The 25784-nt window shown below is 53.6% G+C and carries 27 protein-coding genes; 19 read left to right on the top strand and 8 right to left on the bottom strand.

Translation table 11 applies throughout. The features are described 5' to 3' along the window. Positions 1–299: 299 nt before the first annotated feature. Together pdxY and ACRRUX_RS06315 are read left to right on the top strand one after the other, a co-directional pair. Positions 300–1169, top strand: coding sequence for a pyridoxal kinase PdxY (gene pdxY, locus ACRRUX_RS06310; protein WP_432528329.1), 870 nt, complete (start codon positions 300–302; stop codon positions 1167–1169). Positions 1170–1755: 586 nt separating this feature from the next. After that, the gene (locus ACRRUX_RS06315) at positions 1756–2397 is read left to right on the top strand and encodes a Type 1 glutamine amidotransferase-like domain-containing protein (protein WP_432528331.1); all 642 of its coding nucleotides are present in this window, start codon (positions 1756–1758) and stop codon (positions 2395–2397) included. 92 nt (positions 2398–2489) lie between these two features. Here the strand turns inward: ACRRUX_RS06315 and gpt are convergent, their stop codons facing one another. From gpt to lolB, 5 genes are all read right to left on the bottom strand, one after another. Further along, on the bottom strand, positions 2490–2945 hold the full coding sequence (gpt, locus tag ACRRUX_RS06320) for a xanthine phosphoribosyltransferase (RefSeq protein ID WP_432528333.1): 456 nt from the start codon (positions 2943–2945) through the stop codon (positions 2490–2492). A gap of 173 nt (positions 2946–3118) precedes the next feature. Beyond that, a complete protein-coding gene (locus ACRRUX_RS06325) occupies positions 3119–4417 on the bottom strand; it encodes a hypothetical protein (RefSeq protein ID WP_432528337.1) in 1299 nt (432 codons plus the stop codon). 275 nt (positions 4418–4692) lie between these two features. After that, positions 4693–5640 carry a ribose-phosphate pyrophosphokinase gene (locus ACRRUX_RS06330; protein WP_432528339.1) on the bottom strand — a complete coding sequence of 316 codons (948 nt, stop codon included), beginning with the start codon at positions 5638–5640 and terminating at the stop codon, positions 4693–4695. A gap of 80 nt (positions 5641–5720) precedes the next feature. Beyond that, positions 5721–6575, bottom strand: coding sequence for a 4-(cytidine 5'-diphospho)-2-C-methyl-D-erythritol kinase (gene ispE / locus ACRRUX_RS06335; RefSeq protein ID WP_432528341.1), 855 nt, complete (start codon positions 6573–6575; stop codon positions 5721–5723). Positions 6576–6581: 6 nt separating this feature from the next. Further along, on the bottom strand, positions 6582–7208 hold the full coding sequence (gene lolB / locus ACRRUX_RS06340) for a lipoprotein insertase outer membrane protein LolB (RefSeq protein ID WP_432528343.1): 627 nt from the start codon (positions 7206–7208) through the stop codon (positions 6582–6584). A gap of 243 nt (positions 7209–7451) precedes the next feature. On the opposite strand from lolB, the gene hemA reads away from it, so the two are divergent. From hemA to ACRRUX_RS06375, 7 genes are all read left to right on the top strand, one after another. Next, positions 7452–8702 (top strand): glutamyl-tRNA reductase, encoded by a 1251-nt coding sequence (hemA, locus tag ACRRUX_RS06345; RefSeq protein WP_432528345.1) that lies wholly within the window; start codon positions 7452–7454, stop codon positions 8700–8702. A gap of 15 nt (positions 8703–8717) precedes the next feature. Further along, positions 8718–9806 carry a peptide chain release factor 1 gene (gene prfA / locus ACRRUX_RS06350; protein WP_432528347.1) on the top strand — a complete coding sequence of 363 codons (1089 nt, stop codon included), beginning with the start codon at positions 8718–8720 and terminating at the stop codon, positions 9804–9806. Next, positions 9806–10651 carry a peptide chain release factor N(5)-glutamine methyltransferase gene (prmC, locus tag ACRRUX_RS06355; RefSeq protein ID WP_432528349.1) on the top strand — a complete coding sequence of 282 codons (846 nt, stop codon included), beginning with the start codon at positions 9806–9808 and terminating at the stop codon, positions 10649–10651. The genes prfA and prmC overlap by 1 nt, the downstream gene beginning before the upstream one ends. Before the next feature lie 133 nt (positions 10652–10784). Beyond that, a complete protein-coding gene (locus tag ACRRUX_RS06360; protein WP_432528351.1) occupies positions 10785–11180 on the top strand; it encodes a SirB2 family protein in 396 nt (131 codons plus the stop codon). Continuing rightward, the gene (locus tag ACRRUX_RS06365) at positions 11180–12004 is read left to right on the top strand and encodes a SirB1 family protein (protein WP_432528353.1); all 825 of its coding nucleotides are present in this window, start codon (positions 11180–11182) and stop codon (positions 12002–12004) included. The genes ACRRUX_RS06360 and ACRRUX_RS06365 overlap by 1 nt, the downstream gene beginning before the upstream one ends. Positions 12005–12110: 106 nt before the next feature. After that, the gene (locus ACRRUX_RS06370; protein ID WP_432528355.1) at positions 12111–13364 is read left to right on the top strand and encodes a DUF819 domain-containing protein; all 1254 of its coding nucleotides are present in this window, start codon (positions 12111–12113) and stop codon (positions 13362–13364) included. A gap of 1122 nt (positions 13365–14486) precedes the next feature. Beyond that, the gene (locus tag ACRRUX_RS06375) at positions 14487–15128 is read left to right on the top strand and encodes a TonB family protein (protein WP_432528357.1); all 642 of its coding nucleotides are present in this window, start codon (positions 14487–14489) and stop codon (positions 15126–15128) included. 82 nt (positions 15129–15210) lie between these two features. On the opposite strand, the gene ACRRUX_RS06380 is transcribed toward ACRRUX_RS06375, so the two are convergent. Next, positions 15211–16110 carry a DMT family transporter gene (locus ACRRUX_RS06380; RefSeq protein ID WP_432528359.1) on the bottom strand — a complete coding sequence of 300 codons (900 nt, stop codon included), beginning with the start codon at positions 16108–16110 and terminating at the stop codon, positions 15211–15213. 91 nt (positions 16111–16201) lie between these two features. Between ACRRUX_RS06380 and ACRRUX_RS06385 the strand changes: the two genes are divergently transcribed. The 5 genes from ACRRUX_RS06385 (at position 16202) to ACRRUX_RS06405 (ending at position 18830) form a co-directional block, all read left to right on the top strand. Next, positions 16202–16327: a hypothetical protein gene (locus ACRRUX_RS06385; RefSeq protein WP_432528361.1), complete on the top strand. Its 126-nt coding sequence runs from the start codon at positions 16202–16204 to the stop codon at positions 16325–16327. Between the two features lie 78 nt (positions 16328–16405). Then, positions 16406–17254, top strand: a complete 849-nt coding sequence (kdsA, locus tag ACRRUX_RS06390; protein ID WP_432528364.1) for a 3-deoxy-8-phosphooctulonate synthase — start codon at positions 16406–16408, stop codon at positions 17252–17254. A gap of 181 nt (positions 17255–17435) precedes the next feature. Next, on the top strand, positions 17436–18311 hold the full coding sequence (locus ACRRUX_RS06395; RefSeq protein WP_432528366.1) for an EamA family transporter: 876 nt from the start codon (positions 17436–17438) through the stop codon (positions 18309–18311). Positions 18312–18330: 19 nt separating this feature from the next. Further along, complete coding sequence (locus ACRRUX_RS06400; protein WP_432528368.1) at positions 18331–18591, top strand: DUF2164 domain-containing protein; 261 nt, start codon at positions 18331–18333, stop codon at positions 18589–18591. Further along, the gene (locus ACRRUX_RS06405) at positions 18591–18830 is read left to right on the top strand and encodes a GNAT family N-acetyltransferase (RefSeq protein ID WP_432528370.1); all 240 of its coding nucleotides are present in this window, start codon (positions 18591–18593) and stop codon (positions 18828–18830) included. Before ACRRUX_RS06400 ends, ACRRUX_RS06405 begins: the two co-directional genes overlap by 1 nt. Positions 18831–18883: 53 nt before the next feature. Here ACRRUX_RS06405 and ACRRUX_RS06410 read toward each other — a convergent pair whose 3' ends face one another. Continuing rightward, positions 18884–19792 (bottom strand): ketopantoate reductase family protein, encoded by a 909-nt coding sequence (locus tag ACRRUX_RS06410; protein WP_432528372.1) that lies wholly within the window; start codon positions 19790–19792, stop codon positions 18884–18886. After that, positions 19789–20160, bottom strand: a complete 372-nt coding sequence (locus tag ACRRUX_RS06415; RefSeq protein WP_432528374.1) for a VanZ family protein — start codon at positions 20158–20160, stop codon at positions 19789–19791. Before ACRRUX_RS06415 ends, ACRRUX_RS06410 begins: the two co-directional genes overlap by 4 nt. Positions 20161–20300: 140 nt before the next feature. On the opposite strand from ACRRUX_RS06415, the gene ACRRUX_RS06420 reads away from it, so the two are divergent. The 5 genes from ACRRUX_RS06420 to ACRRUX_RS06440 all read left to right on the top strand — a co-directional run bounded on the left by ACRRUX_RS06420 (position 20301) and on the right by ACRRUX_RS06440 (position 25777). Beyond that, complete coding sequence (locus ACRRUX_RS06420; RefSeq protein WP_432528376.1) at positions 20301–20783, top strand: YajQ family cyclic di-GMP-binding protein; 483 nt, start codon at positions 20301–20303, stop codon at positions 20781–20783. A gap of 170 nt (positions 20784–20953) precedes the next feature. Further along, positions 20954–21379, top strand: a complete 426-nt coding sequence (locus ACRRUX_RS06425) for a DUF3302 domain-containing protein (protein WP_432528378.1) — start codon at positions 20954–20956, stop codon at positions 21377–21379. After that, complete coding sequence (locus ACRRUX_RS06430) at positions 21379–22509, top strand: HlyD family secretion protein (RefSeq protein WP_432528380.1); 1131 nt, start codon at positions 21379–21381, stop codon at positions 22507–22509. The genes ACRRUX_RS06425 and ACRRUX_RS06430 overlap by 1 nt, the downstream gene beginning before the upstream one ends. Positions 22510–22682: 173 nt before the next feature. Beyond that, complete coding sequence (locus ACRRUX_RS06435; protein ID WP_432528382.1) at positions 22683–23315, top strand: hypothetical protein; 633 nt, start codon at positions 22683–22685, stop codon at positions 23313–23315. Next, positions 23312–25777, top strand: a complete 2466-nt coding sequence (locus tag ACRRUX_RS06440) for a hypothetical protein (protein ID WP_432528384.1) — start codon at positions 23312–23314, stop codon at positions 25775–25777. Before ACRRUX_RS06435 ends, ACRRUX_RS06440 begins: the two co-directional genes overlap by 4 nt. Positions 25778–25784 lie beyond the last annotated feature (7 nt).

The following is a 25784-nucleotide window of genomic DNA, read 5'->3' on the forward strand; positions in this document are numbered from 1 at the left end:
TACATGAAGACTGGTCATCACGATAGGTCTTTTTGCTTATATGGATTGCCAGTCAGGTTTTGAGCCCGTCGTCCACATTCAGGTTAAAACCCTGCGCACAGCTACACTTTAAAGTCCTTCAATTGAATGATTTTTTGTGTTTAGTTTTCGTCAAATTAAACACCAGATTAAATCCTGTGCACTTATTTGAGGCTGTGCGCCAGGCCTGCCGCAGGTTGTGAGTCTGGTGCTATACTTGCCCGCTCTGCGGCTCGCTCCGCTTATTTTCAGATGACTTGTAAAAAGAATAAGGTTTACCCATGAAGCGGATCATCTCTATCCAGTCCCACGTGGTTTTTGGCTGCGCCGGCAACAGCAGTGCAGTATTTCCAATGCGTCGCAGTGGCATGGATGTGCTGCCCATTAACACAGTGCAGTTTTCCAATCACACTCAGTATGCGGAAGGCTGGAAGGGAATGGTGATGCCCGCAGGCCAGATCACTGAATTGGTGCAGGGACTGGCCAATATTCATGTGCTGCCATCTGTGGACGCCTTGCTCAGTGGCTATATGGGCAGTGCAGCTCAGGGTGAGGAAATTGTCGCTGCCGTGCAGCAGCTGAAAGCGGCCAACCCCAGCGCCATTTATTTCTGCGATCCTGTTATGGGGCATCCGGAGAAAGGCTGCATTGTCGCGCCAGGAGTACAGGAGTTCCTGAGTACCAAAGCTCTGGCAGTGGCAGATATGATTGCCCCCAACTTGCTGGAGCTGGAAACCCTCACCGGCCGTGAAATCCATAATCTGGATGAAGCCATCGAGGCCTGCGAGAGTTTGATTGTCGGCGGCATTAAATTGGTGTTGGTGAAACATCTGTCCCGCGCGGCAACCTCTAAAGAAGAGTTTGAGATTTTGCTGGTGACCGCCGACGGCGCCTGGCTGGCACATCGTCCACTGTATGAGTTTGCTGCTGACAAGCAGCCAGTGGGCGTGGGCGACTTAATCAGTGGCCTGATGCTGGCCAATCTGCTGGCAGGCTATGCCCCTGTGGCTGCCTTTGAGCGCACCAATGCATCGGTTAATGCGGTGCTGGCTGAGACCTTCAGGCAGAATGCATATGAATTGCAGCTGATCCTGGCACAGGATGCCATTGCCAACCCTGAGATCGTTCAACGTGCCAAACAAGTGAAGTGATACGCTGATGCAGTATATGGATGAGCCTTGTTGGTCATCGCGACCATGAGGCTCACATCTGTATTGTGAAATCGTCAGATATTTATTGATTGCTAATAAATGATGAGTATCTCGTTGTCGTCAAATATTTGGTCACAGTCGTTATATTGACTTTGTAACTTGTTGTATCCAAATGGGTTAGGTACAATTTGACCACATTTTTTGTTGTGTAAGTCGTGTTAAGGATGACTAAGCTAAATTCGCTGTTTATTTCCTCTTTTGTTTTTTCCTCTGTTTTATTGAGTGGCTGTTCAAGCTCACCTGAACATGCGAAGAACCCCATCCAGATTGAATCTTCTTTGAGCTACCACTACCAAGTAGAGGATTCAATTGTCATTGTCAGAAATCAGGCCATGATGCAAATAGAGCATGAATGTGCTTTGAATGGCTATCAGCATTCGCAGCTGGGAGCGCAGCAGCATCTGGAGTGTTTGAAGAGTGACAAATTTGGACGTTGCAGTAAGTACGAAGTCGAGCAAAGTTATCGTTGTTGGTAACTGGCGTTGAAATTAAGCCCCTGCATCCATCATGATGTGGGGGCTTTTTTATGGATAATTGGGGGCGTATGGAATTGCTGTTGTTGAGCTCGATGGATGGAGATCATCCGGTAGCGGCAATAACCGAGCTGAAACAGAGACTCGGCAAAACAGGTCTGCGGGCTGGTTATATTGCATCCGAGCCGGATCCTGATAAAGACTATTTTAAACCTGTCCGGGAATGGTATGCCGGATTGGAGATTGAGATGGCAACTTTTCTTGAGCTGGAGCAGGGTTATGACACCAATATTATAGATGCTCTGTTTGATAACGATCTGATCCACTTAAGTGGCGGTAATACTTTTCGTTTTTTATATTGGTTGAAACACCGGAATCTGCTGCCAAAAATTATCGATTTCGCATCCAGAGGTGGCGCGTTGGTTGGACTGAGTGCTGGCGCTATTATCCTCACCGCGGATATATCAAGTGCAGTTGTCTGCGGTGACGCCAATGATATTGGCTTACAGCATCTGACGGGCGCAACCCTGTGCGAATTTCAGTTGGTGCCTCATCTGCCGGTGACAGACAACATGGCTTGGTTACAACAGGCGGCGTTATTCACGCCCGTTGCGCTGTTGCATGATGGAGATGCGTTGCGTCTGCAGGGCCAGGAGTGGGTGAGTTATGGCTCACCGGTGTGGCTGTTTGGCTAGTTTCAGCGGGCTGGCAGGACTTAACAGCAAAAAGCCAACCGAGGAATCCATGTCACGGTTGGCTTTTATATCTATATCGCGGTGCGCTGAATTTATTTGTGCAGTGGCGCGCGGAAGCTGACGCCGGTATCCCAGGGTTGTTCAATCCAGGTGTCCTGCGGAATATCGACGATATAGTCATCGACCAGCGACGCACCGGCGGGCTTGGCACACACAGTCACAAATCTGGCTTTGGGGTAGATTTCGCGGATCAGCTTGGCGGTCGAGCCGGTATCTACCAGATCGTCAATCACGATAAAGCCTTCGCCATCACCCGGGGCCTGTTTGAGGATATTGGCTTCACCTTTCTGATCATGGTCGTAAGAAGCGATACAGATGGTATCAACATGGCGCAGACCCAGTTCGCGGGCCAGAATGGCGGCAGGGACCAAACCACCGCGGCTGACAGCAATGATGCCCTTCCACTGTGTGGCTGGCAGCAGGCGTTCGGCCAACTCGCGGGTATACATTTGCATGTTGTCCCAGGTAATCAGAAATTTCTTGCTCATGTGCGACCTTGTCTTTGTGGGCATGAAGCCCTTAGGTAGGGAGAAAAAGGTTGCGGCGTATTTTGTCCGGAAAGCGGGCGGGAAACAAACCCAGTTTTGGGCGGCAGTTCACAAATTCGGGAGTGGTTTGGTAAAGCCGAAGGAAGGGCGGCTCCCTTCCTTCGGGTAGCGTCTTACTCTTTCAACGCTGCGCGGACATTCTGCACCCGAGTCGAGCTGAGATAGATGTCGTTGAGATAGGTGTCGTATCGTTTCAGATCACGCAGTTTGGGGATCTCTGCGCTGTGGATTTTCATCTTGTCGTGCGCAACCAGAATCGCGGTATGAATTTCATTTGCCTCACCGCCGATAAACTGGTTGTTTTCATCCTTTTTGGCTGCCCACACTTCAGTTTGGATATAGGTGTTCTGGGCATCCCTGATAAAGCTGAACTTACTGGCCAGATTATGCCAGGTAGCTTCTGTGCCGGCGAGTTTCAGCCAGAATGAGATCTTGTTGCTGTCATCTTCGTCACCGATATCCCGGTTACCGTAGGAGTTGTTGGCGATATTGCAGCGAGAGCCGAATTTATCAACACACTTTTGCATCGCGGTTCGTGTAAAACTCAGGTTTTGAGTCCAGATCAGGTCATTGCCATTGGCTTCATAGTCAAACCACACATTGTAAGCCACACCGATATTGGTTTTGCTCCAGGCACTCATGGCCGAAAACTGGGTGTTTTTAAGGCAGTTTTTATCCTTTTCCAGAGTCAGGCCTTTATTCATCAGGTGGCGTATTACATGCACACCATCGTTGCCATTGGGCGTGTCATCTCCTTTGTGACGCCAGAAACTTTCGTCATTGGCAACTGCACATCCTCCCAGTGATACCTCGCGGATGAGTCCTCTGGAATCATATCTGCCGGCCATCAGGCTATGAAAATTCTGCCACTTGGTGGCATAAGCGCTCTTCCAATAGGAGGGGATATAACCGTTTTTGCCGTTCTTGGTCGAAATATTTACGAAGCACAGATTTTCATTGGTCAGGTGCGCCGTGCTGCACATTATCGGATTGCCATTATTATTCAGCGCCAGCCACTTGGGGGAGTACATGCCGGCGAATACCCGCAGCTTGATGGATAGTGGATTGTTTGGGTGTGCCGTGTTCCAGTCAGACACTTTCCTGATTGCCTGATCTACCACGTTATTGGTTGCCAGGTTGCCTTCGGTTGGTTCAAGGGTTCGCCATTCTGCCTGAACCATAATGGCATCGACCAGATGCCCAAGCAGCAGATCGTCCGATGTGTCACCAGGCGTTCCCTGGTCATCAATCAGAGTGAAAGGATCATCGAATCCGTTACGATTGGAGGTCCAACCATCGACAGTCGAGTCCAAATCGCCCCGAGATACGAATCCCTTGATGGGGGGCTTGGCACTCAGGGGAGCAGACAACAGCAACAAGCCTGCAAGGGTGAAGGATGTTATCAATTTCATATTGTTATTCTCGTCAGTTTGATGTCCGTAGTGGGTAATCACCTCCTGTGTCGACCACTGTTCATGTTGCAAATATGTGAACATTTACCCGCAGATAATATTAATATTATAAAATATAAAATGGCAATAATTTGTTCGGCAAGCAAAGTCTGGTGGATGTGACTGAATGACGGTTTTAATTTGACGGAATTGACTGTGGAGGGGCTGATGATGAACCACCGGCAGATACAAAAAACGCGCTCAGTGAGCGCGTTTTTTACATTAATCCGGATGGATTAATGTCTGAACATCGCAGAGATAGACTCTTCGTTGCTGACGCGACGAATCGCTTCGGCCAGGATGGCAGACATGGTCAGCTGGGTTACTTTGCCCAGTTTTTCCATTTCAGGAGCCAGTGGCACTGTGTCAGTAATGATCACTTCATCGATCACTGAGTTGGCAATGTTGTCAGCGGCGTTGCCGGAGAATACAGGGTGAGTAGCGTAAGCAAATACGCGACGGGCACCGTGCTCTTTCAGGGCTTCAGCAGCTTTGCACAGGGTGCCACCGGTGTCGATCATGTCATCAACGATGATACAGTCGCGGTCTTTTACATCACCGATAATGTGCATCACCTGAGCCACGTTGGCCTGTGGACGACGCTTGTCGATAATGGCCAGATCGGAATCATCCAGCAGCTTGGCAATGGCACGGGCACGCACTACACCACCGATGTCAGGCGACACTACAACTGGGTTATCCAGCTCTTTGGCCAACATGTCTTCCAGCAGCACTGGGCTACCGAATACGTTGTCTACCGGAACATCAAAGAAGCCCTGGATCTGCTCGGCGTGCAGGTCACAGGTCAGTACGCGGTCAACACCTACGCTGGACAGGAAGTCAGCAACCACTTTCGCGGTAATAGGTACCCGGGCGCTGCGGACGCGGCGGTCTTGGCGGGCATAACCAAAATATGGAATAACGGCGGTGATACGGCCGGCAGAAGCACGGCGCAGCGCATCTACCATCACGATCAGTTCCATCAGGTTATCATTGGTCGGTGCGCAGGTAGACTGGATGATGAACACATCAGCACCACGTACGTTTTCGTTGATTTGGACACTGATTTCACCATCGCTGAATCGACCTACCTCGGCGTCGCCAAGTTTGCAAAATAGACGGTCAGCAATCTTCTTCGCGAGACTGGGGGTGGCGTTCCCAGCAAAGAGCTTGATGTCGGGCACTGTAAGAACCTCAGGCGTTTGCTTTATTTCTGTTGGCTGGCGGTGAACAAAGCGCAACTGTTCACCATCCAGATAATTGGTCAGAGCTGGCGCAGGCGCTGCTCCAACGGCGATATATTCATCCCTTTGGCAACAAAAGCATCGAAGTGTGGCGGCATTTTCGCCAGCGCATCAAGGGCGTTTTGCTGCGTGTCGAACGAACCAAACACACAGGCACCTGTGCCGGTCATTCTGGACGGCGCATATTCTATCAGCCACGCCAACGCATTGGCAACTTGGGGGTAACGCAGTGCGACCAGACTCTCACAGTCATTTCGCCAGGGATTGGACATCAGGGTCGCTACCGTGAGTTTTGGTGTATTTCTAGGTAAATCAGGATCTTGAAATACAGTCTTGGTGCATACATGCACTTGAGGGTGGATCACCAGATACCAGGGTTCGGCAGGCGTTACCGCTTGCAGCCTTTCTCCCACTCCCTCGGCCAAAGCGGCTAAACCATTAATAAAAACAGGAACATCGGCACCTAATTTTAAGCCTATCTCAGCAAGTTGTTGTTTTGTGAGGCCGGTTTGCCAAAGTGCATTCAGGGCGACCAGGGTGGTGGCGGCATCTGAGCTGCCACCGCCGAGGCCGCCGCCCATAGGCAGCACTTTGGTCAACCAGATCTCGGCACCACCGGAGTAACCACTGGCTTCTTTAAGTGATTTTGCGGCTTTCAGAATTAAGTTATCGCTGTCAGGGACAACTTCTCCCATGTCTGAATGCAGCACCAGTTCAGGCGTGTCGGTGACCTTAAAATCCAGACTGTCACCGTAATCGACAAACTGGAACAGGGTCTGGAGTTCGTGGTAGCCATCGCTGCGGCGGCCATTGACGTGCAAAAACAGGTTAAGTTTAGCGGGAGCGGGCCAGTGGCGGGAAAGATGGTCTGTCATGACGGATTAACTCTGTACTCGGTTGCTGGCTGGCGTGTCGGCCGGTGCCAGCGCCTGCCAATGATTGATTTGAATTTTCAGCTCAATGCCGGCGCGAAACACCAGCATGAGTCTGGGAATATGAGGATTGCCCGGTTGCCAGCTTTGCACCCGGATGTGCCAGGATGCCGGTGCCGGCGTTTGCAACTCGCTGGGGCGGCCATTGGCATCACGCGTAATGACGTCTTCATCGTTGAACTGACCTGTGAGCCAATCGGGCAGCTGAGTGACCGGGACCTGCCAGCCGGATAAGCGCTGCAGCAACAGCTCAGGATCATCATCCCGGTAGGTTTTACCATCGGCGGTCAGGGAGGTTTGCTCCGGTGTCACTGTCATCGACAGCAGACTGGTGCCCAGCATGGAGGTCAGGCGCAGCTCTTCGCGCCGGGGGGCATGCAGCCAATACAGATTGGTACTGACTTTGTCGTCCGGGGTTTTGACCAAAATTTTGCCGGTCATCTCCCAGGCGTAGGCCTTGGCCGGATTTTGTATCGCAGAAGGCACCAGAGGTAAATCGGGTTTGGAGACACAGGCGGTCAGTAAACTGGCGAGCAACAACGCTGCCCAGGGCAGGAATTTTGTGAAGCGGTTCAAAATATTCGCCTATAACTGAGTGACCAAAGTGCCTATGATAGGTCGGCCGTGAGGGATAACCAAGTCCCATCGGCAGTGGGAATGCTTAGCTTGGGCAGCGGTAATAGTTTGGTTTGAAAAATGAATTGGGTTAATAATCTTTATTCGGTTTTGTTAAGCATATTCTATTTTTAGCCCGTCCGTTTCAGTAGAATGAGCACCCATACCCTCTTTTGAATGCCAGTTTCCAGAAATTAGAGTCAGATGAGTCTTGTAGCAATCGGGATTAACCACAAAACAGCCACAGTAGACCTGCGAGAGAAGGTGGCTTTCTCTCCGGACAAGATCCACGACGCGATGAAGAGTCTGGCTTGTACCACCAAAACCGGTGAGGCGGTGATCGTATCCACCTGCAACCGCACCGAGCTCTACTGTAACAATGCCAGCCGTGAAGACGTGGTGGCCTGGCTGGAGCATTATCACGGACTGAATCATGCCGATGTTGCCCCTTGCCTGTATCAATATGAAGGCCAGATGGCGGTCAAACATCTGATGCGGGTTGCCTGTGGTCTGGACTCACTGGTATTGGGTGAGCCGCAGATCCTCGGTCAGGTTAAGCAGTCTTTTGCCAAGGCCAAAGAGGCCGGCACCATTGCCGTGACCATGGACCGTCTGTTCCAGAACACCTTCTCGGTCGCCAAAAAGGTGCGTACCGAGACGGAAATCGGCGCCGCTGCCGTGTCCGTCGCCTTTGCCGCTGTGTCCATGGCCAAGCATATTTTCTCCTGTCTGAGTCACACCAAGGTGCTGCTGATTGGCGCCGGTGAGACCATCGAGCTGGTGGCCCGTCATCTCAAGGAAAACGGCGTCAGTGAAATGGTTGTGGCCAACCGGACGCTGGAGCGTGCTCAGGGCATGTGCGCCGAGTTCAATGCCAGAGCCATTACTCTGCCGGAAATTCCGGACTTTCTCCCCAGAGCCGATATCGTGATATCCTCTACCGCCAGCCCGCTGCCCATCCTGGGTAAAGGCATGGTAGAAAAAGCGCTCAAGCAACGTCGTCATCAACCTATGTTATTGGTTGATATCGCTGTTCCACGGGATATTGAGGCCGAAGTCGCCGAATTGGACGACGCCTTCCTGTATACAGTGGATGATCTGCAGAGCATCATTGAACAGAATATGGCCTCCCGTAAGGAGGCTGCCGAGCAAGCGGAAATCATTGCCGATGAACAGGCCCACCTGTTTATGGACTGGATCCGTTCGCTGGAGTCGGTGGACAGTATTCGCGATTATCGGACTCAGAGCATGACCATCAAAGATGAAATGGTGGCCCGGGCACTCAATAAACTGGCTCAGGGCGGCGACGCCGAGCAGGTAGTGCTGGAGTTGGCGAACAAGCTGACCAACCGATTGATCCATGCGCCGACTCAGGCGCTGACAGCGGCCAGTCGTCAGGGAGACCTCAATACCCTGGGACAACTGCGCACCGCCCTCGGCTTGGAAAAACAGTAAGGTTAGCCAGACAAAATGAAGGATTCTGTAATCCGCAAGCTTGAAGGCTTGATTGAGCGTCATGAAGAGCTGCAGGCGTTGCTCAGTGACGCCGGTATCATTGCCGATCAGGAGCGTTTTCGCGCCCTGTCCAAAGAGTATTCCCAGCTGGAAGATGTGGTCGCCGGTTTTAAGGCGTATCAGCAGGCTCAGGCTGATCTCGCGTCGGCCAAAGAAATGCTGGCAGAAGACGACGAAGAGATGAAAGCCATGGCGGAAGAGGAAATTGCTGCCGCCAACGACACCCTTGAGCGTCTGGATGGCGAATTGCAGATCCTGTTGCTGCCCAAAGATCCTAACGACGATCGCAGCGCCTTCCTGGAAATCCGTGCCGGTGCCGGTGGTGATGAAGCGGCTATCTTTGCCGGTGATCTGTTCCGCATGTACAGCCGTTATGCCGAAACCAAGCGCTGGCAGGTGGAGATCATGAGCTCCAACGAAGGTGAGCACGGCGGTTACAAAGAGATGATTGCCAAGTTCAGTGGCGATGGCGTGTACGGCAAGCTTAAGTTTGAATCCGGTGGTCACCGGGTGCAGCGGGTGCCGGAAACCGAATCCCAGGGTCGAATCCATACCTCGGCCTGTACTGTGGTGGTGATGCCGGAAGTCCCGGAAGCCGAAGCGATTCAAATTAACCCGGCTGATCTGCGGGTTGATACCTTCCGTTCATCCGGCGCGGGTGGTCAGCACGTGAACACCACAGACTCTGCTATCCGTATTACCCACCTGCCTACCGGTATTGTGGTGGAATGTCAGGACGAGCGCTCTCAGCACAAGAACCGCGCCAAGGCGATGAGCGTGCTGTCTGCCCGTATTCAGGCGGCAGAGGATGAAAAGCGCCGACTGGAAGAAGAGAGCACCCGCCGCTCTCTGGTGGCCAGCGGTGACCGCTCCGAGCGTATCCGCACCTACAACTATCCGCAGAGCCGGGTGAGTGATCACCGTATCAACCTGACCCTGTACCGTCTGGCTGAGGTGATGGAAGGCTCAGTGGACCTGCTGCTGGACCCTATCATTCAGGAACATATGGCCGACATGTTGGCAGCGTTGGCGGACGAGAACTGATGTCCGGCATCAGCATCAATGAGGCGCTGAAGTGGGCCTGTGTCCAGCTTGAGCGGGTATCCGATTCAGTGACTCTGGATGCTGAAGTCATGCTGCAGTATGTGCTGGGGAAGTCGCGTACTTATCTCTACACCTGGCCGGACAGATCCCTGACCAGTGATCAGTGGCACAGGTTCATGGCCATGGTCAATGAGCGCGCCAAAGGGCATCCCGTGGCCCACATTACCGGTGAACGGGAGTTTTGGTCGCTGCCTTTGCTGGTCAACAAAACCACGCTGATCCCAAGGCCTGATACCGAGATCCTGGTGGAAACTGCGCTCAATCTCAGTTTGCGTGCAAATGCCAGGGTGCTGGATTTGGGCACAGGTACAGGCGCGATTGCGCTGGCGCTGGCCAGTGAACGGCCTGACTGGCAGGTGACGGGCGTCGATAAAGTGCCTGACGCAGTGACACTGGCCAAAATGAATCGCGACCGGCTCAAGCTTGAGCTGGTTGAAATTCTGCAAAGTGACTGGTTTTCTGCAGTGGCACAGCGGCAGTTTGAACTGGTGGTTTCCAATCCGCCTTATATTGATGAGCAGGATGAACATCTGGCGCAGGGCGATGTGAGATTTGAGCCCCGCAGTGCGCTGACCGCTGCCGATGAAGGCTTTGCAGATCTGTTTTACATTGCCACTGAAGCCAGAACGCATCTGTTACCCGGCGGCTATCTGTTGATGGAGCACGGTTATCAGCAAGCCAGGGTGCTGCGTCAGAAAATGCTGGAACTTGGGTATCAGGATGTAGCCACAGTGCGTGATTTTGGCAGCAACGACCGCTGTACACTCGGCCGCTGGCCCGGTTAATTGCGAATTTGCATGATTAAACGCCTCTTTTCAGAGGCGTTTTTTATTGCCTCAGCGCCAGCAATTGCACCGTTTGGCATGCTGTTGTCACTGGGGTACACTACTGGCCCTGTTTTGCATAACCCAGAACAACATGGACGCTTTTTATTCGCTTTACCCGGTAGTTAAACACACTCACCTGTTCCTTATCGGTATCAGTGTGACCCTGCTGCTGGTTCGTTTTTTCCTCAAGGAGCGTCAGTCTGCGCTGATGCAGCGCAAGTGGCTGAAGATCACGCCGCATGTGATTGATACTTTCCTGCTGCTGTCGGGATTGCTACTGTGCGTGTTAATCAAGCAGTATCCTTTCGTGGATAATTGGCTGACCGAGAAGATTCTGGCGGTGTTTGCCTATATTTTGCTGGCCTTTATGGCTATGCGCAGCGACCGCAACCGACTGTTCCGGGTGTTTGCCCTGCTGGGTGCCCTGGGCTGGATAGTGTATGCGGCCAAGTTAGCTCATTTTAAACAAGCGGTATTGATTGGCTAATGTCTGAATTGTCACCTTCTGAACATCCGTTTTCTGTGGACTCCTCACTGGAGACTCTGGCGATTTCATTGCCTGAGACGGCGCTGGAAATCGCTGCTCACCTGGGACTGTCGGATCTGAAGCGGGCCACCTGGGCCTGGTATGAGTTGTCCGGCGCTGTGCTGAGCCACTACCTGGTGGATCAGGAAGCCAGGTTGCAGCGATTGATTCACTGGTATTACCGGGAACTGGGGTTTAAACCCAAAGAAGATTACTTCGGTGCAGATGCTGCCGATCTGGGATACTGCCTGCTGCACAAAGAAGGCAACTCCACCACCCTGGCGGTGGTGCTGATGTTGCTGGCCAGGCAGCTGGATCTGGTGCTGGAACCGGTGCTGCTGCCCGGCCATACTCTGTTGCTGTATAAACGTGGCAAAGAGCGGCGCTATCTGGACCCGCTTTCAGGGGAATTTGTTACCCGGCATTACATACATGCCCTGGTGCGGGGCGAGCTGGGCAACGGCGCACGGCTCAAACCCCAGCATATTAAACCGGTGAAGCTGAAGCGTTTGCTGACCCGGATGTTGCATGAATTAAAAGCAGGTTGTATTGTGTCCAACCGGTTTGAAAGTGCGCTGGAGTGCTGTAACCTGCTGTTGCAGTGGCACCCGGATGACATTCACATTCACCGGGAGCGGGCGTTTATCGCCCAGCAATTGGGGTGTATTACCCTGGCTGCATCGGATTTGCAGTACTTTGTCGAGCAAAGCCCGCACGATCCCATGATCGAGTTGGTGAAGATGCAACTGAGGGATCTCAGCGAGCACGCGGAGACATATCACTGACCCGCAGAGGATAAAGATAAAGCGCACTTTCAGGTGCGCTTTTGCTATCCGGGGGAGCAGGGCCCCAACAGGAAAATAATAATAATCGCGAGGGAGGATTGCGAACATGAGTGCAGAGCACCCGGCTTTAATTACCAACGACGCCACGGCCCTGGGCCTGCTGGCGGTTATTCTGGGATTGGTGTTTTACACCAACTCCTCCAGTCACCCATTCTGGCAGAAATTCTATAAATTCGTCCCGGCCCTGCTGCTGTGTTATTTCCTGCCGTCCCTGCTCAATACCTTTGGGGTTGTCGACGGACACACCTCCCAATTGTATTTTGTGGCGTCCCGTTATCTGCTGCCGGCCTGTCTGGTGCTGCTGATTTTAAGTGTGGATCTCAAAGCCATCATGGGACTGGGGCCCAAGGCGGTGATTATGTTCCTGACCGGCACCCTGGGTATTGTGATTGGCGGCCCGATTGCGCTGCTGATTATGTCAGCCATCGACCCCAGTCTGACCGCCGGACAGGGCCCGGATGCAGTGTGGCGCGGCATGACCACGCTCGCTGGCAGCTGGATTGGCGGCGGAGCCAATCAGGCGGCGATGAAAGAGATTTATGATGTTGGCGGTAACATCTTCTCTGTGATGGTGACTGTGGATGTGATCGTCGCCAATATCTGGATGGCGGTGCTGCTGTTTCTGGCGTCCAAAGCCAAAGAGATCGATGCCCGCACCGGCGCTGATACCCGCGCCATTGAAACCCTCAAGGCCAAAGTTGAGAAATACCATGCCGAAAACGCCCGCATTCCCTCACTGCGTGATTTGATGCTGATTGTGGCGGTGGGATTTGGGGTCACTGGTCTGGCGCATTTTGCGGCGGATTTTCTCGGCCCTTTCTTTACTGAACACTATCCGCAAACCCGGGATTACAGCCTGACCTCTACCTTTTTCTGGCTGGTGGTGATAGTCACCAGTATTGGTCTTGGCATGTCATTCAGTCCGGCCCGTCACCTGGAAGCGGCCGGTGCCTCCAAGGTCGCTTCTGCCTTCCTGTACATTCTGGTGGCGACCATAGGCCTGCACATGGACGTCACCAAAATTGTTGATACCCCGATTTATTTTATGGTCGGTATTGTGTGGATGATAGTGCATGCCGCACTCATGCTGGGCGTGGCCAAACTCATCAAGGCGCCGCTGTTTTATATGGCGGTGGGCAGTCAGGCCAACGTCGGCGGCGCCGCTTCGGCACCTGTGGTGGCGGCGGCCTTCCATCCGGCACTGGCACCGGTGGGGGTACTGCTGGCGGTGCTGGGGTATGCGCTGGGGACTTACATGGCCTGGATGTGCGGGCAGATCCTCCAGGTCGTCGCTCACTAATGAGTTTAATCTAAGGAAATCGACGCTAAAGCCCCTCACTCTTTGTTGCTTCGCCCTTCATTTAGCGCTGCTAAACGTCTGGGCTCGTGGCCTCGATTGAGGGGCTTTATCACTCGATTGAGTGGCCTGAAATGACCAATGCTTTGACCGGCCATCACTTCGCAATTAAAGGGGCATTATGAAAAATTTCAGTTTATCCCGTTACCCGATTAGGCGGTCATTCGAAGGAGTGACCACCCGGGTGTTAAAAGCTATTCGGGATAAAATTTATGAAAAACAACAATCGTGCTTTGCGTCGAGCGCATATATCAAGGCTGGCAAGTCTTCGTAAAAGTTACTGGGGTGGTGTTGCCGGGGAAAGTGCCAAATCCAAAGGGGTTTGTGCCGGTACACCTTGCCGCTGCTCATGCTTCATGTGTGGTAATAGCAGGCTAATATGGGGCAGAAGCCATACAGAGAAACGTCAGAAATTAAAGTACTCAGATTGATTTTGTTTCCACTAAAAAGAGCGGCTGGTCCGCTCTTTTTATGTTTACGATTCAAAATAGCAGAGGCTTGAATAGCGATTCGCTGCCCACATATCTGTAGTGAGTTATTGCCCCCTCACTGGAAACTGTCACTGACTGAAAGGGAATTCATCGTCATGTTTTTGCACATTGCGTTTTGGGTATTGGCCGCTGTTTTGATATTGCCTCTGCCATTTAAGTGATACGAATACATCAAGGGTAAAGATCCCAGTCCCTCGGTTGTCAAAGTCGAGGAATCCGCCAATCTGCTGTTTAATCTGCTCGGTTTACTGGGCTTCTATGGATATATCTATGACACTCAGTTCCTGACGCCGCAGTTTTGGCAAGTCTGGCTGGGGACAATGCTCATCTGGAGTCTGGTTTCCATTGTCTATTCGCCAAAGCTTACCTATGCCAGGGATGTCATGGGAGCAAGGTTTACCCGCACTATGATGCTAGTGGGTTCGCTGATGATGTTACCTATGTATGTCGCCGTGTACCTTTATGCTTTTTAGTCTGTATGTGGCGTGTTGAGATTCTAGACCAATGGGTAAGGGTGTAGCCTGAGTTTCGGTGCTATTGATAGTCATGGGTCCACCGCTACAGGAGGCTCTCTATGCCTATTGAAATGCCACAACCGATTTCCCGTCCCTGGCTGATGCGCGCATTGATTTTGCTGGGCGCGCTGATGATGACTTTGCTGATGTTTGTATTTATGGCGCGATTGGTCAATAACCGCTTTGACGATGCCGGTGCCAGAGTGGTCACCCAACCCCTGAACTGGCAATTTACCCCTCCGCCGGTCACCCCCAGGGAAGTCCGGCCCAAACCTGCCCGGATGAAACCTGTGCCGACCATCCCCAAAACCGGCAATACAGGCTCATTTGTTGAAGGACCTAAGTCCAGCCTGCTGACGGACTTTGTTCCACCACAGTTGCCCACTGTCCCCGTCACTGATGATAAGCGCCTTTATGGTCAGGAGAACCGCATGGCGGTGCCTGTGGTGCAGATTGCGCCTGAGTATCCCATCAAGGCGGCGCAGGAAGGCATAGAAGGGTTTGTGGTGCTCAGTTTTGATGTGCGTGCCGATGGCAGCGTGCACAATATTGAGGTGATAGAAGCAGAGCCCAGGCGTCTGTTCAACAATGCGGCCATCAAGGCGCTCAAAAGCTGGCGTTACAGTCCACAAATTGTTGATGGTCAGCCTGTGGCCCAGCCCAATCAGTGGGTGAGGCTGGATTTTCATATGGAAAACTGAAGCCAGCGCTCCTGAGAGATTATCGAAAACAACAAAGGGCCGCCCCGGCCCTTTGTTGTCATTTGCCAATGCGGCGGGTGATTTATCCAGGGTCTTTGAGCCTACTGGCTTTAACCAAATTGCGCAGTCGTCCGCCGGTTTGATACAGCACCAGCGACAGCATAATCAGTATGCAGCCGGTCAGCTGGGCCGTGCTCAGGGTCTCCCTGTACCACAGAAAACTCAGCACCACAGTCCATACTGGCTCCAGCAGCATGACCAGGGCTGCATTGCCTGTGGGCACAAATTTTTGCCCCATGGTCTGCATCACATAGCGCAAACTGGTGGCCAGCAGGGTGCTTAAGGCAAACCAAATCCAGATACTGGCAGGCACTGTCTGCGGCTGAGTTTCAAACATCAGTGACATGGCCAGACCAATCAGGCCGGTGACCATCAGCTGGATACAGGTCAGCAGCAGGATAGGCAGACGCTGGGAGTATTTGCTGTTGACGTTGAAATGCAGCGCCAGCATCAATGCCGCCGCCAGAAACCACAGCTGACTGCTGGAGCCCTGCCAGCCATTGCTCAGTGACAGCAGTCCAAGGCCGCAGACCGCAATCGGCAGTGATAACCAGAACACCCGTCTGGGGCGCTGGCGAAACAGCCCCCAGGCAACGATGGGCACCAGCAGCATCGACAGGCTCATGATAAAGGCACCCTCTCCCAGGGTATCGCTGATGGCGACTGCGTGGATCCAGCACATCAGCGCACCGCCCAGCAGAATGCCCACGCCGGCCGCAGCACGAATGTCTTTGGCGTTGGCGCGCCGCATAGGTCGGTAGCACAGGGGCAGCAGACACACAGAGGCCAGGGTGAAACGCAGGCCGATAAAACCAAAAGGCGGCAACCCGGCAATGGCTTCCTTGGAGAAGATCCAGCCCAGGGCGGCAATCATGGTGGTCAGCACCAGTAGCAGGGTGGCTTTGTGTTCCTGATTAAGCATAGTGACTCACGGTTACGTCTGATCTCAGTCAGATCGGGGGAAGCTCTGTCCCAAGAACCGCAGAGTATGAGGGAAAACATGCTGACAGGCGATGTTTTTCAAACGCTTGCATGAATTCGGCGACAGCGGCAGTGGCGTTGGTCATTATTGGCAGGAGAGCACCGGGCGGAATGGCGGCTGCGCGGGCGTGACCGAGGCCAGCATAGCGGCGCTGTGATGATTCAGGGTATACTCTGGCTCCAAATCTGATTCAGTACCGATGCCGCTGGCGTCGGCCTACAAGAGAGACAGTGTGATGAGCAACAAAACCATCCAACTGGGCGCCATTGAAATCGCCAATGACAAACCTTTTGTGCTGTTTGGCGGCATGAACGTACTGGAATCCCGCGATCTGGCGATGCGCATCGCGGAGCATTACGTGCAGGTGACCCAGAAGCTGGGCATCCCCTATGTGTTCAAGGCGTCATTTGATAAGGCCAACCGTTCTTCCATCAACTCCTACCGTGGCCCGGGCATGGAAGAAGGCCTGAAGATTTTTGAAGAGATCAAATCCACCTTCAACGTGCCGCTGATCACTGATGTGCATGAGCCTTACCAGTGTGCCCCTGTAGCCGAAGTGGTGGATGTGATCCAGCTGCCGGCCTTTTTGGCACGTCAGACAGATCTGGTGATCGCCATGGCCAAAACCGGCGCCATCATCAACGTGAAAAAGCCGCAGTTCCTGGCGCCACACGAGATGCGTCATATCATCAAGAAGTTCAACGAAGCCGGCAACGACGAAATCATTCTGTGTGAGCGTGGCAGCTGCTTTGGTTATAACAACCTGGTGGTTGACATGCTGGGCATGGATGAGATGAAGCAAAGCGGTTATCCGGTGATCTTTGATGCCACCCACGCGCTGCAGCGTCCGGGCGGCCGTGAAGACAGTGCCGGTGGCCGTCGTGCCCAGGCAACAGAGCTGGCCCGCAGTGGTATGGCGCTGGGTCTGGCCGGTCTGTTTATCGAAGCCCATCCGGATCCTGATAATGCCAAGTGCGACGGCCCATGTGCACTGCCTTTGCATCAGCTGGAAGCCTATTTGAGCCAGATGAAGGCCGTGGACGATCTGGTGAAATCATTCACTCCTATCGATACCAGCAAGTAACGGCTCGGCTGGCCTGATGTTGCCCCGGAAAGGCTTTATCAGGAACTGTGCAGTAACTTGCTGCAGGTAAAACAAAAAGCTCTGTTTTCACAGAGCTTTTTTTGTGGCTTTTACAGATCAGTGGTAGGGTTTATCCGATCTTTTTTGTTGCAGGTGCACCTGGGAAGTTCAAGGAAGAGATATGTGGATCCTGTTTACCCTGTTGGCGGCTTTTGCCCAGTCCTGGCGCAATGCGCTGCAAAGCCAGCTCAGTCGTGATGTTAATGCCATAGGTGTGACCTTGGCGCGCTTTCTGTGGGCCGGGCCATTGGCTGGATGCTATCTGCTGGCGCTGTATCACTGGCAACCGGCGGCCATGCCCACTTTTGTGCCTCAGTTCTGGCAGTTTGTGATCGGCGCAGCGCTGATGCAAATTCTCGCCACGACCCTGATGGTCAAGCTGTTTCAGCTGCAGAATTTCGCGATTGGTGCCGGGCTTGCCAAGAGTGAGGCGCTGGTGGCCGCTGTGCTGGGGACGCTGTTTTTCGGCACCAGTCTGAGCCTTATGGGGTGGGGCGGTGTGCTGCTGGGTACTGTGGCTATCTTTATGCTCTCCAGTGTGAAGGGCTGGCGACAGTTGTCGCTTGCCACCGTCATGCTGGGGATTGCCTGTGGCAGCAGTTTTGCACTCACCTCTTTGTGGGTGCGGGAAGCCAGTCTGGTGCTGAATGTGCCGTTTCCTCACAAAGCGGCCTGGGTGCTGCTGTGTGTCATTCTGTTGCAAACCGTGATGTTGCTGACTTATCTGCTATGGCGCGATCGCCATACCCTGACACAACTGCGCCGCCATGCCGGGCTGACCTGGCTAATCAGTATCAGCAGTTGCATCGGCTCGATTGGCTGGTTCAGCGCCATGGCGCTGGAACCCGTGCCTTATGTCAAAACCCTGGGGCAGGTAGAAGTATTTTTTACGCTTTTGATTTCAGGGCTTTGGCTTAAAGATAAAATCACCGGCAAAGAGGTCGCCGGCCTCTTGCTCATCGCTCTGGCGGGTGTCATGGTGATGTGGGGAAAGTAATACAGGAAGGAAACAGACAGTGGCAGAGATTGAACTGGAAAGCAGCGTAAAACAGCGTCTGGTGAGTCGGTTGCAGCAATATCTGGAAGATGAACTGGAAGTGGAAGCCGGGGAGTTTGAAACCGAGTTTCTGCTGGATTTTATCGCCAGGGAAGCGGGGACTTACTGGTACAACAAAGGCCTGGAAGATGCCCGTAATCTGATGATGGACAAACTCAACGACAGCCTGGATGAGGCGGCCTGGGCGGTGGATGAGTTGATACAAGTGGAGAGAGATTAATGGACGTGATGCATGAGCCGCAAGACAGCCGCTTTGTGCTGGAGCTGGATGGTCATCTGGCGGAGCTGGATTATCGACTCAGTGGTCAGGATGTGGATTTCAGTCGCACCTTTGTGCCCCCTGAGCTGCGCGGCAAGGGCGTCGCCGAAAAGCTGGTGCGCGCCGGTCTGGCCTGGGCCAAGGAGCAGCAACTGCATATCAGTGCCAGTTGCTGGTATGTGCAGAAATTCCTGAAATGATCCCACCTGTCTGCGGTCAGACGGACTGTCCGTCCGAATGGTTATCGCGACAGCTACTGGACTGAACCGAGCGCCCTGACTTTTGCCATCATGTCACGATGGTAAGGTGTGTCTATGCCCAGGGCTTCTGCCCGGCTCACTACAAAGCCATTGATGGCATCAATTTCCGTTTGCCTGCCGTGTGCTACATCCTGATGCATGGAGGAGAAGTTGTTTGCTGTCAGGGTTATCACCTGATAAACCCGCGCCAGTAACGCGGATTCATCCAGAATGATACCGTCGGCTGCTGCAGTGGTGACCAGCTCGGCCACTATCGCCTGAATAGTAGCGCAGTGCCCGGCCGTCGCCAGCTCGCCATTGCGGCAATTATGGATGGCGGTCAGCGGATTGATGGCGGCATTCACCGCTAATTTTTGCCACAGCGCCATCAGAATATCCTCAGTCCACTCGGCATTGGCAATGGCATCCAGCAGTGGCTGAACTCTGGATTTGCTTCTTGCAGGATTGCCATTAAGTAACCCTATCTGGGTCAGACCTGTACCGGTATGCCGGACATGCCAGCAGTCCCTGCCTGAAGCCTCGCGCAGTGCGCCCTGTGAAGTCGTGCCCAGCAGCAAATCCCGGCCCTGCAGTACAGGTGCAAGTTGCAGGTGCGGCCCCATACCATTGTGCAGCAGCAATACGGCGCAATCGGCGCTTAGGCTGCTCAGCAGCGGCAACAGGGCATCCATCACCTGGTAGGCTTTCACGGTAACAATCAGCAGGCCGATATCACTGAGCTTTTTATCATTAAGCTGGCGATATTGCGGAGAAAACCGATGGCGCTGGCCATCCAGATCTGTATGAATAAAGCAATCCGGCGCAGCCTGTCGTCCCAGCAGAATGGGCTGGTGATGGCGCAGTTGCCAGCAAAGTAATTGGCCGATAGCTCCGGCGCCCAGAATGCCTATGCGTGATGTCATCGATGGCGGCAGGTTTTGAAACGGCAGTTGAATGGCAACCGGGTACACAGCCAGGCCAGCAGGTAAAAGATGGCGACACCGGCCATATCGGCGACAAAGTCGGCAAAGGATGCGCTGCGATAGGGCAAAAAGGATTGCACCAGTTCGATGCCGAAGGCATACAGTGCCATCAGCGGTACCAGTAAAAACCAGCGCAGGCGAAACGCTTCAAAGGTCAGCCAGGACAGCAGCAGGAAGCTGCCAAAATGCCCGACTTTATCCAGATTGGGGATCCCCTGAGGATAGGAAGGTTTTGAAAATACCAGATAACTGACCACCAGGAAGGCAGCCAGCAGGGCGATTTGGAAAACACGGCTTTTGGAAATCACTGCTCAGGGATTTTATAGGGGCGATGGCGCTCATCATAGGCAATGCTGACAGCCTTGTCATCCACCACTACGCTGCAAGGCGACCTCAGGCATGGTAAAATCTCGGCACTGTTATTTGAATTGCTTAAGGAAGGGACGAGATGCCTTCATTTGATATCGTATCTGAAGTGGATGACGTGGAACTGCGCAATGCGGTGGATAACACCAAGCGTGAACTGGATTGCCGGTTTGATTTCCGTAACGTGGAATTTGAAGTGAGCTACAAGGACAATCAGGTCAAGCTGAGTTCAGAGTCCGATTTCCAGTGTCAGCAGATGGTGGATGTGCTGCGCACCCAGCTGAGCAAGCGCAAGGTTGATCCTGCTGCCATGGAAGTGGAAAGCAAGGTGATCCACACAGGCAAAATGTTCACCCAGGTGGTCAAGTTCAAGCAGGGCATTGAACAGGATGTGGCCAAAAAGCTGGTCAAGATGATCAAGGACTCCAAGATCAAAGTGCAGGCGCAAATCCAGGGTGAAGAGCTGCGGGTGACCGGTAAAAAGCGGGATGATCTGCAGGCAGCTATGGCGCTGGTGCGGGAATCCAAGCTGCAGCCATTTCAGTTCAAAAACTTCCGCGACTGAGTCATATCCAGCCGCCTGAATTCAGCCACCTCAGGGTGGCTGAATGCTTTGCGGCAGGCGGCAGTGCTGTGCTCAAACGGGTTAATAAACTACATTAATTAACATTGTTTTCAAACAATTAACCTTGGTGTTAGTATGGGCTACCTGCACATTGGCCAAAGGACTGCACCATGTTTCTGGACTACTTTGCACTCGGGCTGCTGATATTCGTTGCCCTGGTGATCTTCTACGGCATCATTGTCATTCACGACATCCCCTATGAAATTGCCAAAGAGCGTGATCATCCTCATCAGGATGCGATTCATCACGCCGGTTGGGTGAGCCTGTTTACCCTGCATACCATCTGGCCGTTTCTGTGGATCTGGGCCACCCTGTGGCGCAAGGAACGTGGCTGGGGCTTCCAGAAACTGGAGCAGGAACAGCACGATAATCACCACAGAATCGAAGTACTGATGGAGCAGCTGGAGCTGCTGAAAACCGAAGTTGAGCAGCTTAAAACTCAGCGTGCCGAGCAGACCGGTCCTGTGGCGGTTGCGCCAACTGTAGAATCACCTGCCGATGACGCAATGGATGATCAGACCGGAGGAAAGCGCTGATGGATCTGTTACTGATACTGACCTACACGGCTCTGTGTATTGCCATTTTCAAAATCTTCAAAATTCCGCTGAACAAGTGGACTGTGCCGACCGCGGTATTGGGGGGCGTGGTGCTTATCGGCACCCTGATTTTGCTGATGAACTATAACCATCCCTACACCCAGGCGGGCAATCAGGTATTTACTGTCACTCCGGTGTTGCCCGGTGTGCGGGGCAAGGTGATCGATGTGCCTGTACTTCCCAATCAACCGCTGGAAAAAGGCGAAGTACTGTTTCGCATAGATCCTGTGCCTTATCAGGCTGAGGTGGATCGCATCCGCGCCATGGTTAAAGAAGCCAATCAGGGCGCACTTGGACTGCAGGCCAGCTTGCAGGAAGCGCAGGCCAACGCCGAGCAGGCCATCGCCAACCGGGATAAAGCGGCGCGGGAATATGACAGGTTCAAGCGCGGTTATGCCAGTGGCGCCTTTACCGAGCAGGAGCTGGATACCCGCCAGCAGGCATTCAAAGCGGCCGAAGCCGCCGTGGATGCGGCCCGCCAGCGGGTGACTCAGGCACAACTGGCGCTGGATTCTGAAATTGGCGGTGAGAACACCACAGTCGCCGGTTTACTGGCTCAGTTGCAGAAGGCTGAATTTGATCTGGAGCAGACAGTGGTACGGGCTCCCACAAATGGCTATGTGACACAACTGGCGCTGCGTCCCGGCATGATGGCCGTCCCCTTGCCGCTGGCACCTGTGATGACCTTTGTGCATTCAGAGGAGCGCCTGTATGTGGCGGCATTCCGGCAAAATTCATTGCAGCGGCTGGAGCCCGGTTTTGAAGCGGAATTTATGTTCCGGGCAATCCCCGGAAAGATATTCAAAGGTGAGGTGGTTGAGGTGATCCCCGCCATCGGCGAGAGTCAGATCCAGGCCCGCGGCACGCTGCTGGGCACCGAGGCGCTGCGTACCAACGGCCGGGTGATGGTAACGCTCAAGATCACCGAGGACTTGTCTGAGTACCATATGCCGCTGGGCATGGCGTTTGAAGTGGCGGTGTATTCAGACAGCTTCGAGCACGTGTCGATTATGCGCAAAGTGCTTATCCGGATGAAGAGCTGGCAGAATTATCTGTATCTGGATCATTGATTGTAAAAGTTTGCAGAAGCCACAGGGTCGACGGATGTCGGCCCTTTTTATTGGTGTTTTTCGCCGGCATCAATATCAGAGTTTTCCTGATACTCATCTTCACGTCTTTTGCTTAGGTTGGAACTCAGTCGCGCTTTGGGGGCGCGGCCCAGGACAATAAGGAAATTGACGTAATGACACGAAAAACACTTAAGTGGTGGATTTCAGGTCTGTTGTGTCTGCTCAGCAGTCTGCTTCTGACACCGGCCCATGCCACCAAACTCAAAACTCAAAATCTGACTTCACTGATCCGGGATGCCAACAGTATTGTCATCGGTCAGGTGGTGTCGGTCTCCGATGGTTTCGATGAAAAAGGCCTGCCATACACTGAGGTCACCCTCAATGTAGGCCGCGCGCTGAAAGGCAAGCATGCCGAAAACCAGCCCTATACCTTCCGCCAGTTTGGCCTGATGAAGCCAAGAGCCAATGCCAGTGGGACCACTTATCTGGGCGTTACGCCAGAGGGATTCCCCCGTTGGTATCAGGACGAAGCTGTCATGGTGTTTCTGTATCAACCCGCCAAAATAACCGGCTTTCAAACCACGGCAGGCTTGTCGCAGGGCAAATTGTCGCTGGCCGCAGGCAAAGCCAGCAACAGCCAGAATAATTTCGGACTGTTCGACGACATGAGCTTTCAGAGTGTGCAGCTGACCGCAGAAGAGCATCAGCTGCTGGGCAGCAGCGGCCCGGCGGATCTGCAGGTGCTGACCGGCCTGATAGAAAAGGCTGTCAAACAACAATGGATTGAAAGAGGAGTGATGCAATGAAACCTAGAACTGCTCTTTCATTAATGTGTGCAGGGATGCTGTGTGCCCCGGCAGTGATGGCGGCAGGCCCACTGTATCTGACCGACGGGGCCAATCCCCAGCCGTTTAAATGGGATACCAGCCGCGGCCCTATCCCTGTGTATACCGATGGTGGCGGCGCGTTTACCTATGACTTTGACGGGGTGACTCCCTTTATCACCATTGAGCGGGCCAATGAGGTGACAGCCCAGGGATTTGCCCAGTGGTCAGCAGTGGCGACCTCAACCTTTGCGGCAGCAATTGCCGGTACCATTGAATCCCAGACCGGCGTGGCTGATGTGACTGCCGCCAATGCGGCCGATTTTTACACCCGGCAGAACGGCTATGGTTTCTGGGTGCTGTACGATACCGACGGCAGCATCATGGAAGACTTTTTTGGGGTAAACCGGAACTCAGTGCTGGGTATTGCCTTTCCTGAATGGGTCGATGAGGATGGCACTATTGTTGAGGCCACGGCGCTGATCAACGGCTGGGCGGTAAGGGATACCGATCCCCATATTGATCGTTTTGCCGGGGTGTTTACCCATGAGTTTGGTCATGCCATCAACCTGTCGCACTCCCAGACCAACGGTCGTCTGGTGTATGAGAGCCTGTCTTACCGGCCACTGACGCCCGGGGTGGCAGGCTGTGTCGACCCGGTTTACTCCTACCGCTCGCCTGTGCCCGGCTTTGACACGGCCATGCCTGAGCACAATGAAACCATGTATCCCTTTATCAATGTCGATGATGACGGTGGCGCCGGCCAATCCAGTATCAATATGCCGGATGATATTGCTGCCATTTCTGACATCTACCCGACAGCGGCCTATCTGGCCAGTCGCGGCAGCATTGAGGGGGTACTGCGGCTGAAAGACGGGGTGACTGAGTTCAGTGGTATCAATGTTATCGCCCGTAATATCGATGACCCTCTGGGGGATACCGTATCCGGGATGACCGGCGCCTGGACCCAGGGCAAGATTGGTCCGGATGGTCATTTCCGGCTGGGGAATCTGACGCCGGGGGCGCGATACGTGGTGTATCTGGATCAGATAGTCAGCGGGGGGTATCCCACCACGCCCATGCAGCCTGTGTCAGAGCTGGAATACTGGAACGCAGCCGAGAGCAATGACCCTGTTGCCGATACCATTTGTGATGCCACGCCCATCACCGCCGAGGCGGGTACAGCCAAACAGGCTGACATCTACTGGAACGGTTACACCGACGGGATTCAGTACACGCCGCTGGTGGCGGCCTTTGTGACCGACTTGTCCAAAAACGGCAAAGTGGCGGTGGGAACGGCCGGCAGCACACCGTTTAAATGGGACAGAAACACAGGTTTCAGCCTGCTTGGTGAGCCGGGTGAATTCAGTACCTCCAATGTGGCGATCGATGCTCAGGGGGTGCAGTTTATGGTGGGCGGCGCCGATCCTGACGGCAACGGTATTGGTGAGCCTGCCATCTATCAGGAAGGTGCGGGCACCACTTTGCTTGGCGATCTTAACGGTAACCGCTGTGGCGGCTCATCAACCTCAGGCAGCAATGCGGCGGTAGGCTGGGCGATGGATGACTATGGCCGAACCGTAGTGGGCATGGCCTATGTGGATGCCGACGGTGATGGTTCCTGTCAGCGTCAGGATGGCCGGGAGATTACGGCCTACAAGTGGACCCCCAAGACCGGTATGCAGCCACTGCCGACCGATGGTCTGAATGTGCGTGGTTTTACGAGAGCCCAGGGCGTGTCCGGTGATGGCCAGGTGGTGCTGGGGATCAACAGTTTCGGTCAGGCGATTGGCTGGTACCGCGACCGGTTGTACGACCTGTATGCCCTGACCGGCGCCACTGATGCTTATGCCAACAACCGCACCGGCACCAAGGCAGCCTTGTCTACCCGCAACGGTATTGTGCTGTGGAATCCCAAGAGTATTGCCCAGCCCTTTACCGATATCGGTGGTCTGAAATACTGCTACAACATCCCCTATAGCTCCTTTGGCCGTGATTTCTGCGCTATGGATCTGAACGGTGACGGTGAAGTGAATACCGATGACTGGGACTATATCTTCCAGCAGGTGGGCGCTGTACCCACGCTGGTATTTGACATGTCTGATGACGGTGATGTGATGATTGGCCGCGCCGGCAGTTTCCTGAATGGCTTTTACGGTGCCCTGTATCTGGAAGGCATTGGCTGGATGGATATGGATAACTTCCTGGAGAAGCAAGGCGTGGTGGAAGCCCGCAGGCTGGGGCTGCAAAATCCGCTGGCGGTGGACGGCAAGGGCAACACCCTGATGGGCGGCCTGCCTGGTTCTGTCTTCACCTGGCTGCTGGATATGGAAAAAGCCTTTGTCTGCCGCGATGGTCGGGATTTACAGGTGTCCTTCCCCAATCAGCTGATTAAACAGGTGAAGCGTGGCGCACTCCTGGGCCGCTGCAATCACCAGGGGTAATTTCCAT

Source organism: Shewanella sp. GXUN23E (assembly GCF_050865035.1).
In the GTDB taxonomy this organism is placed as follows: domain Bacteria; phylum Pseudomonadota; class Gammaproteobacteria; order Enterobacterales; family Shewanellaceae; genus Shewanella.

What these genes read in the sequence shown, in the direction of transcription:
- ACRRUX_RS06420 (WP_432528376.1), top strand. Translation starts at nt 20,301, where the DNA reads ATGCCTTCATTTGATATCGTATCTGAAGTGGATGACGTGGAACTGCGC.
- hemA (WP_432528345.1), top strand. Translation starts at nt 7,452, where the DNA reads ATGAGTCTTGTAGCAATCGGGATTAACCACAAAACAGCCACAGTAGAC.
- gpt (WP_432528333.1), bottom strand. Translation starts at nt 2,945, where the DNA reads ATGAGCAAGAAATTTCTGATTACCTGGGACAACATGCAAATGTATACC.
- ACRRUX_RS06370 (WP_432528355.1), top strand. Translation starts at nt 12,111, where the DNA reads ATGAGTGCAGAGCACCCGGCTTTAATTACCAACGACGCCACGGCCCTG.
- ACRRUX_RS06325 (WP_432528337.1), bottom strand. Translation starts at nt 4,417, where the DNA reads ATGAAATTGATAACATCCTTCACCCTTGCAGGCTTGTTGCTGTTGTCT.
- ACRRUX_RS06375 (WP_432528357.1), top strand. Translation starts at nt 14,487, where the DNA reads ATGCCTATTGAAATGCCACAACCGATTTCCCGTCCCTGGCTGATGCGC.
- kdsA (WP_432528364.1), top strand. Translation starts at nt 16,406, where the DNA reads ATGAGCAACAAAACCATCCAACTGGGCGCCATTGAAATCGCCAATGAC.
- ACRRUX_RS06405 (WP_432528370.1), top strand. Translation starts at nt 18,591, where the DNA reads ATGGACGTGATGCATGAGCCGCAAGACAGCCGCTTTGTGCTGGAGCTG.
- ACRRUX_RS06435 (WP_432528382.1), top strand. Translation starts at nt 22,683, where the DNA reads ATGACACGAAAAACACTTAAGTGGTGGATTTCAGGTCTGTTGTGTCTG.
- ACRRUX_RS06430 (WP_432528380.1), top strand. Translation starts at nt 21,379, where the DNA reads ATGGATCTGTTACTGATACTGACCTACACGGCTCTGTGTATTGCCATT.
- ACRRUX_RS06360 (WP_432528351.1), top strand. Translation starts at nt 10,785, where the DNA reads ATGGACGCTTTTTATTCGCTTTACCCGGTAGTTAAACACACTCACCTG.
- pdxY (WP_432528329.1), top strand. Translation starts at nt 300, where the DNA reads ATGAAGCGGATCATCTCTATCCAGTCCCACGTGGTTTTTGGCTGCGCC.
- ACRRUX_RS06395 (WP_432528366.1), top strand. Translation starts at nt 17,436, where the DNA reads ATGTGGATCCTGTTTACCCTGTTGGCGGCTTTTGCCCAGTCCTGGCGC.
- ACRRUX_RS06365 (WP_432528353.1), top strand. Translation starts at nt 11,180, where the DNA reads ATGTCTGAATTGTCACCTTCTGAACATCCGTTTTCTGTGGACTCCTCA.
- ACRRUX_RS06425 (WP_432528378.1), top strand. Translation starts at nt 20,954, where the DNA reads ATGTTTCTGGACTACTTTGCACTCGGGCTGCTGATATTCGTTGCCCTG.
- prfA (WP_432528347.1), top strand. Translation starts at nt 8,718, where the DNA reads ATGAAGGATTCTGTAATCCGCAAGCTTGAAGGCTTGATTGAGCGTCAT.
- ACRRUX_RS06315 (WP_432528331.1), top strand. Translation starts at nt 1,756, where the DNA reads ATGGATAATTGGGGGCGTATGGAATTGCTGTTGTTGAGCTCGATGGAT.
- ACRRUX_RS06380 (WP_432528359.1), bottom strand. Translation starts at nt 16,110, where the DNA reads ATGCTTAATCAGGAACACAAAGCCACCCTGCTACTGGTGCTGACCACC.
- prmC (WP_432528349.1), top strand. Translation starts at nt 9,806, where the DNA reads ATGTCCGGCATCAGCATCAATGAGGCGCTGAAGTGGGCCTGTGTCCAG.
- ACRRUX_RS06410 (WP_432528372.1), bottom strand. Translation starts at nt 19,792, where the DNA reads ATGACATCACGCATAGGCATTCTGGGCGCCGGAGCTATCGGCCAATTA.
- ACRRUX_RS06385 (WP_432528361.1), top strand. Translation starts at nt 16,202, where the DNA reads ATGTTTTTCAAACGCTTGCATGAATTCGGCGACAGCGGCAGTGGCGTT.
- ispE (WP_432528341.1), bottom strand. Translation starts at nt 6,575, where the DNA reads ATGACAGACCATCTTTCCCGCCACTGGCCCGCTCCCGCTAAACTTAAC.
- ACRRUX_RS06440 (WP_432528384.1), top strand. Translation starts at nt 23,312, where the DNA reads ATGAAACCTAGAACTGCTCTTTCATTAATGTGTGCAGGGATGCTGTGT.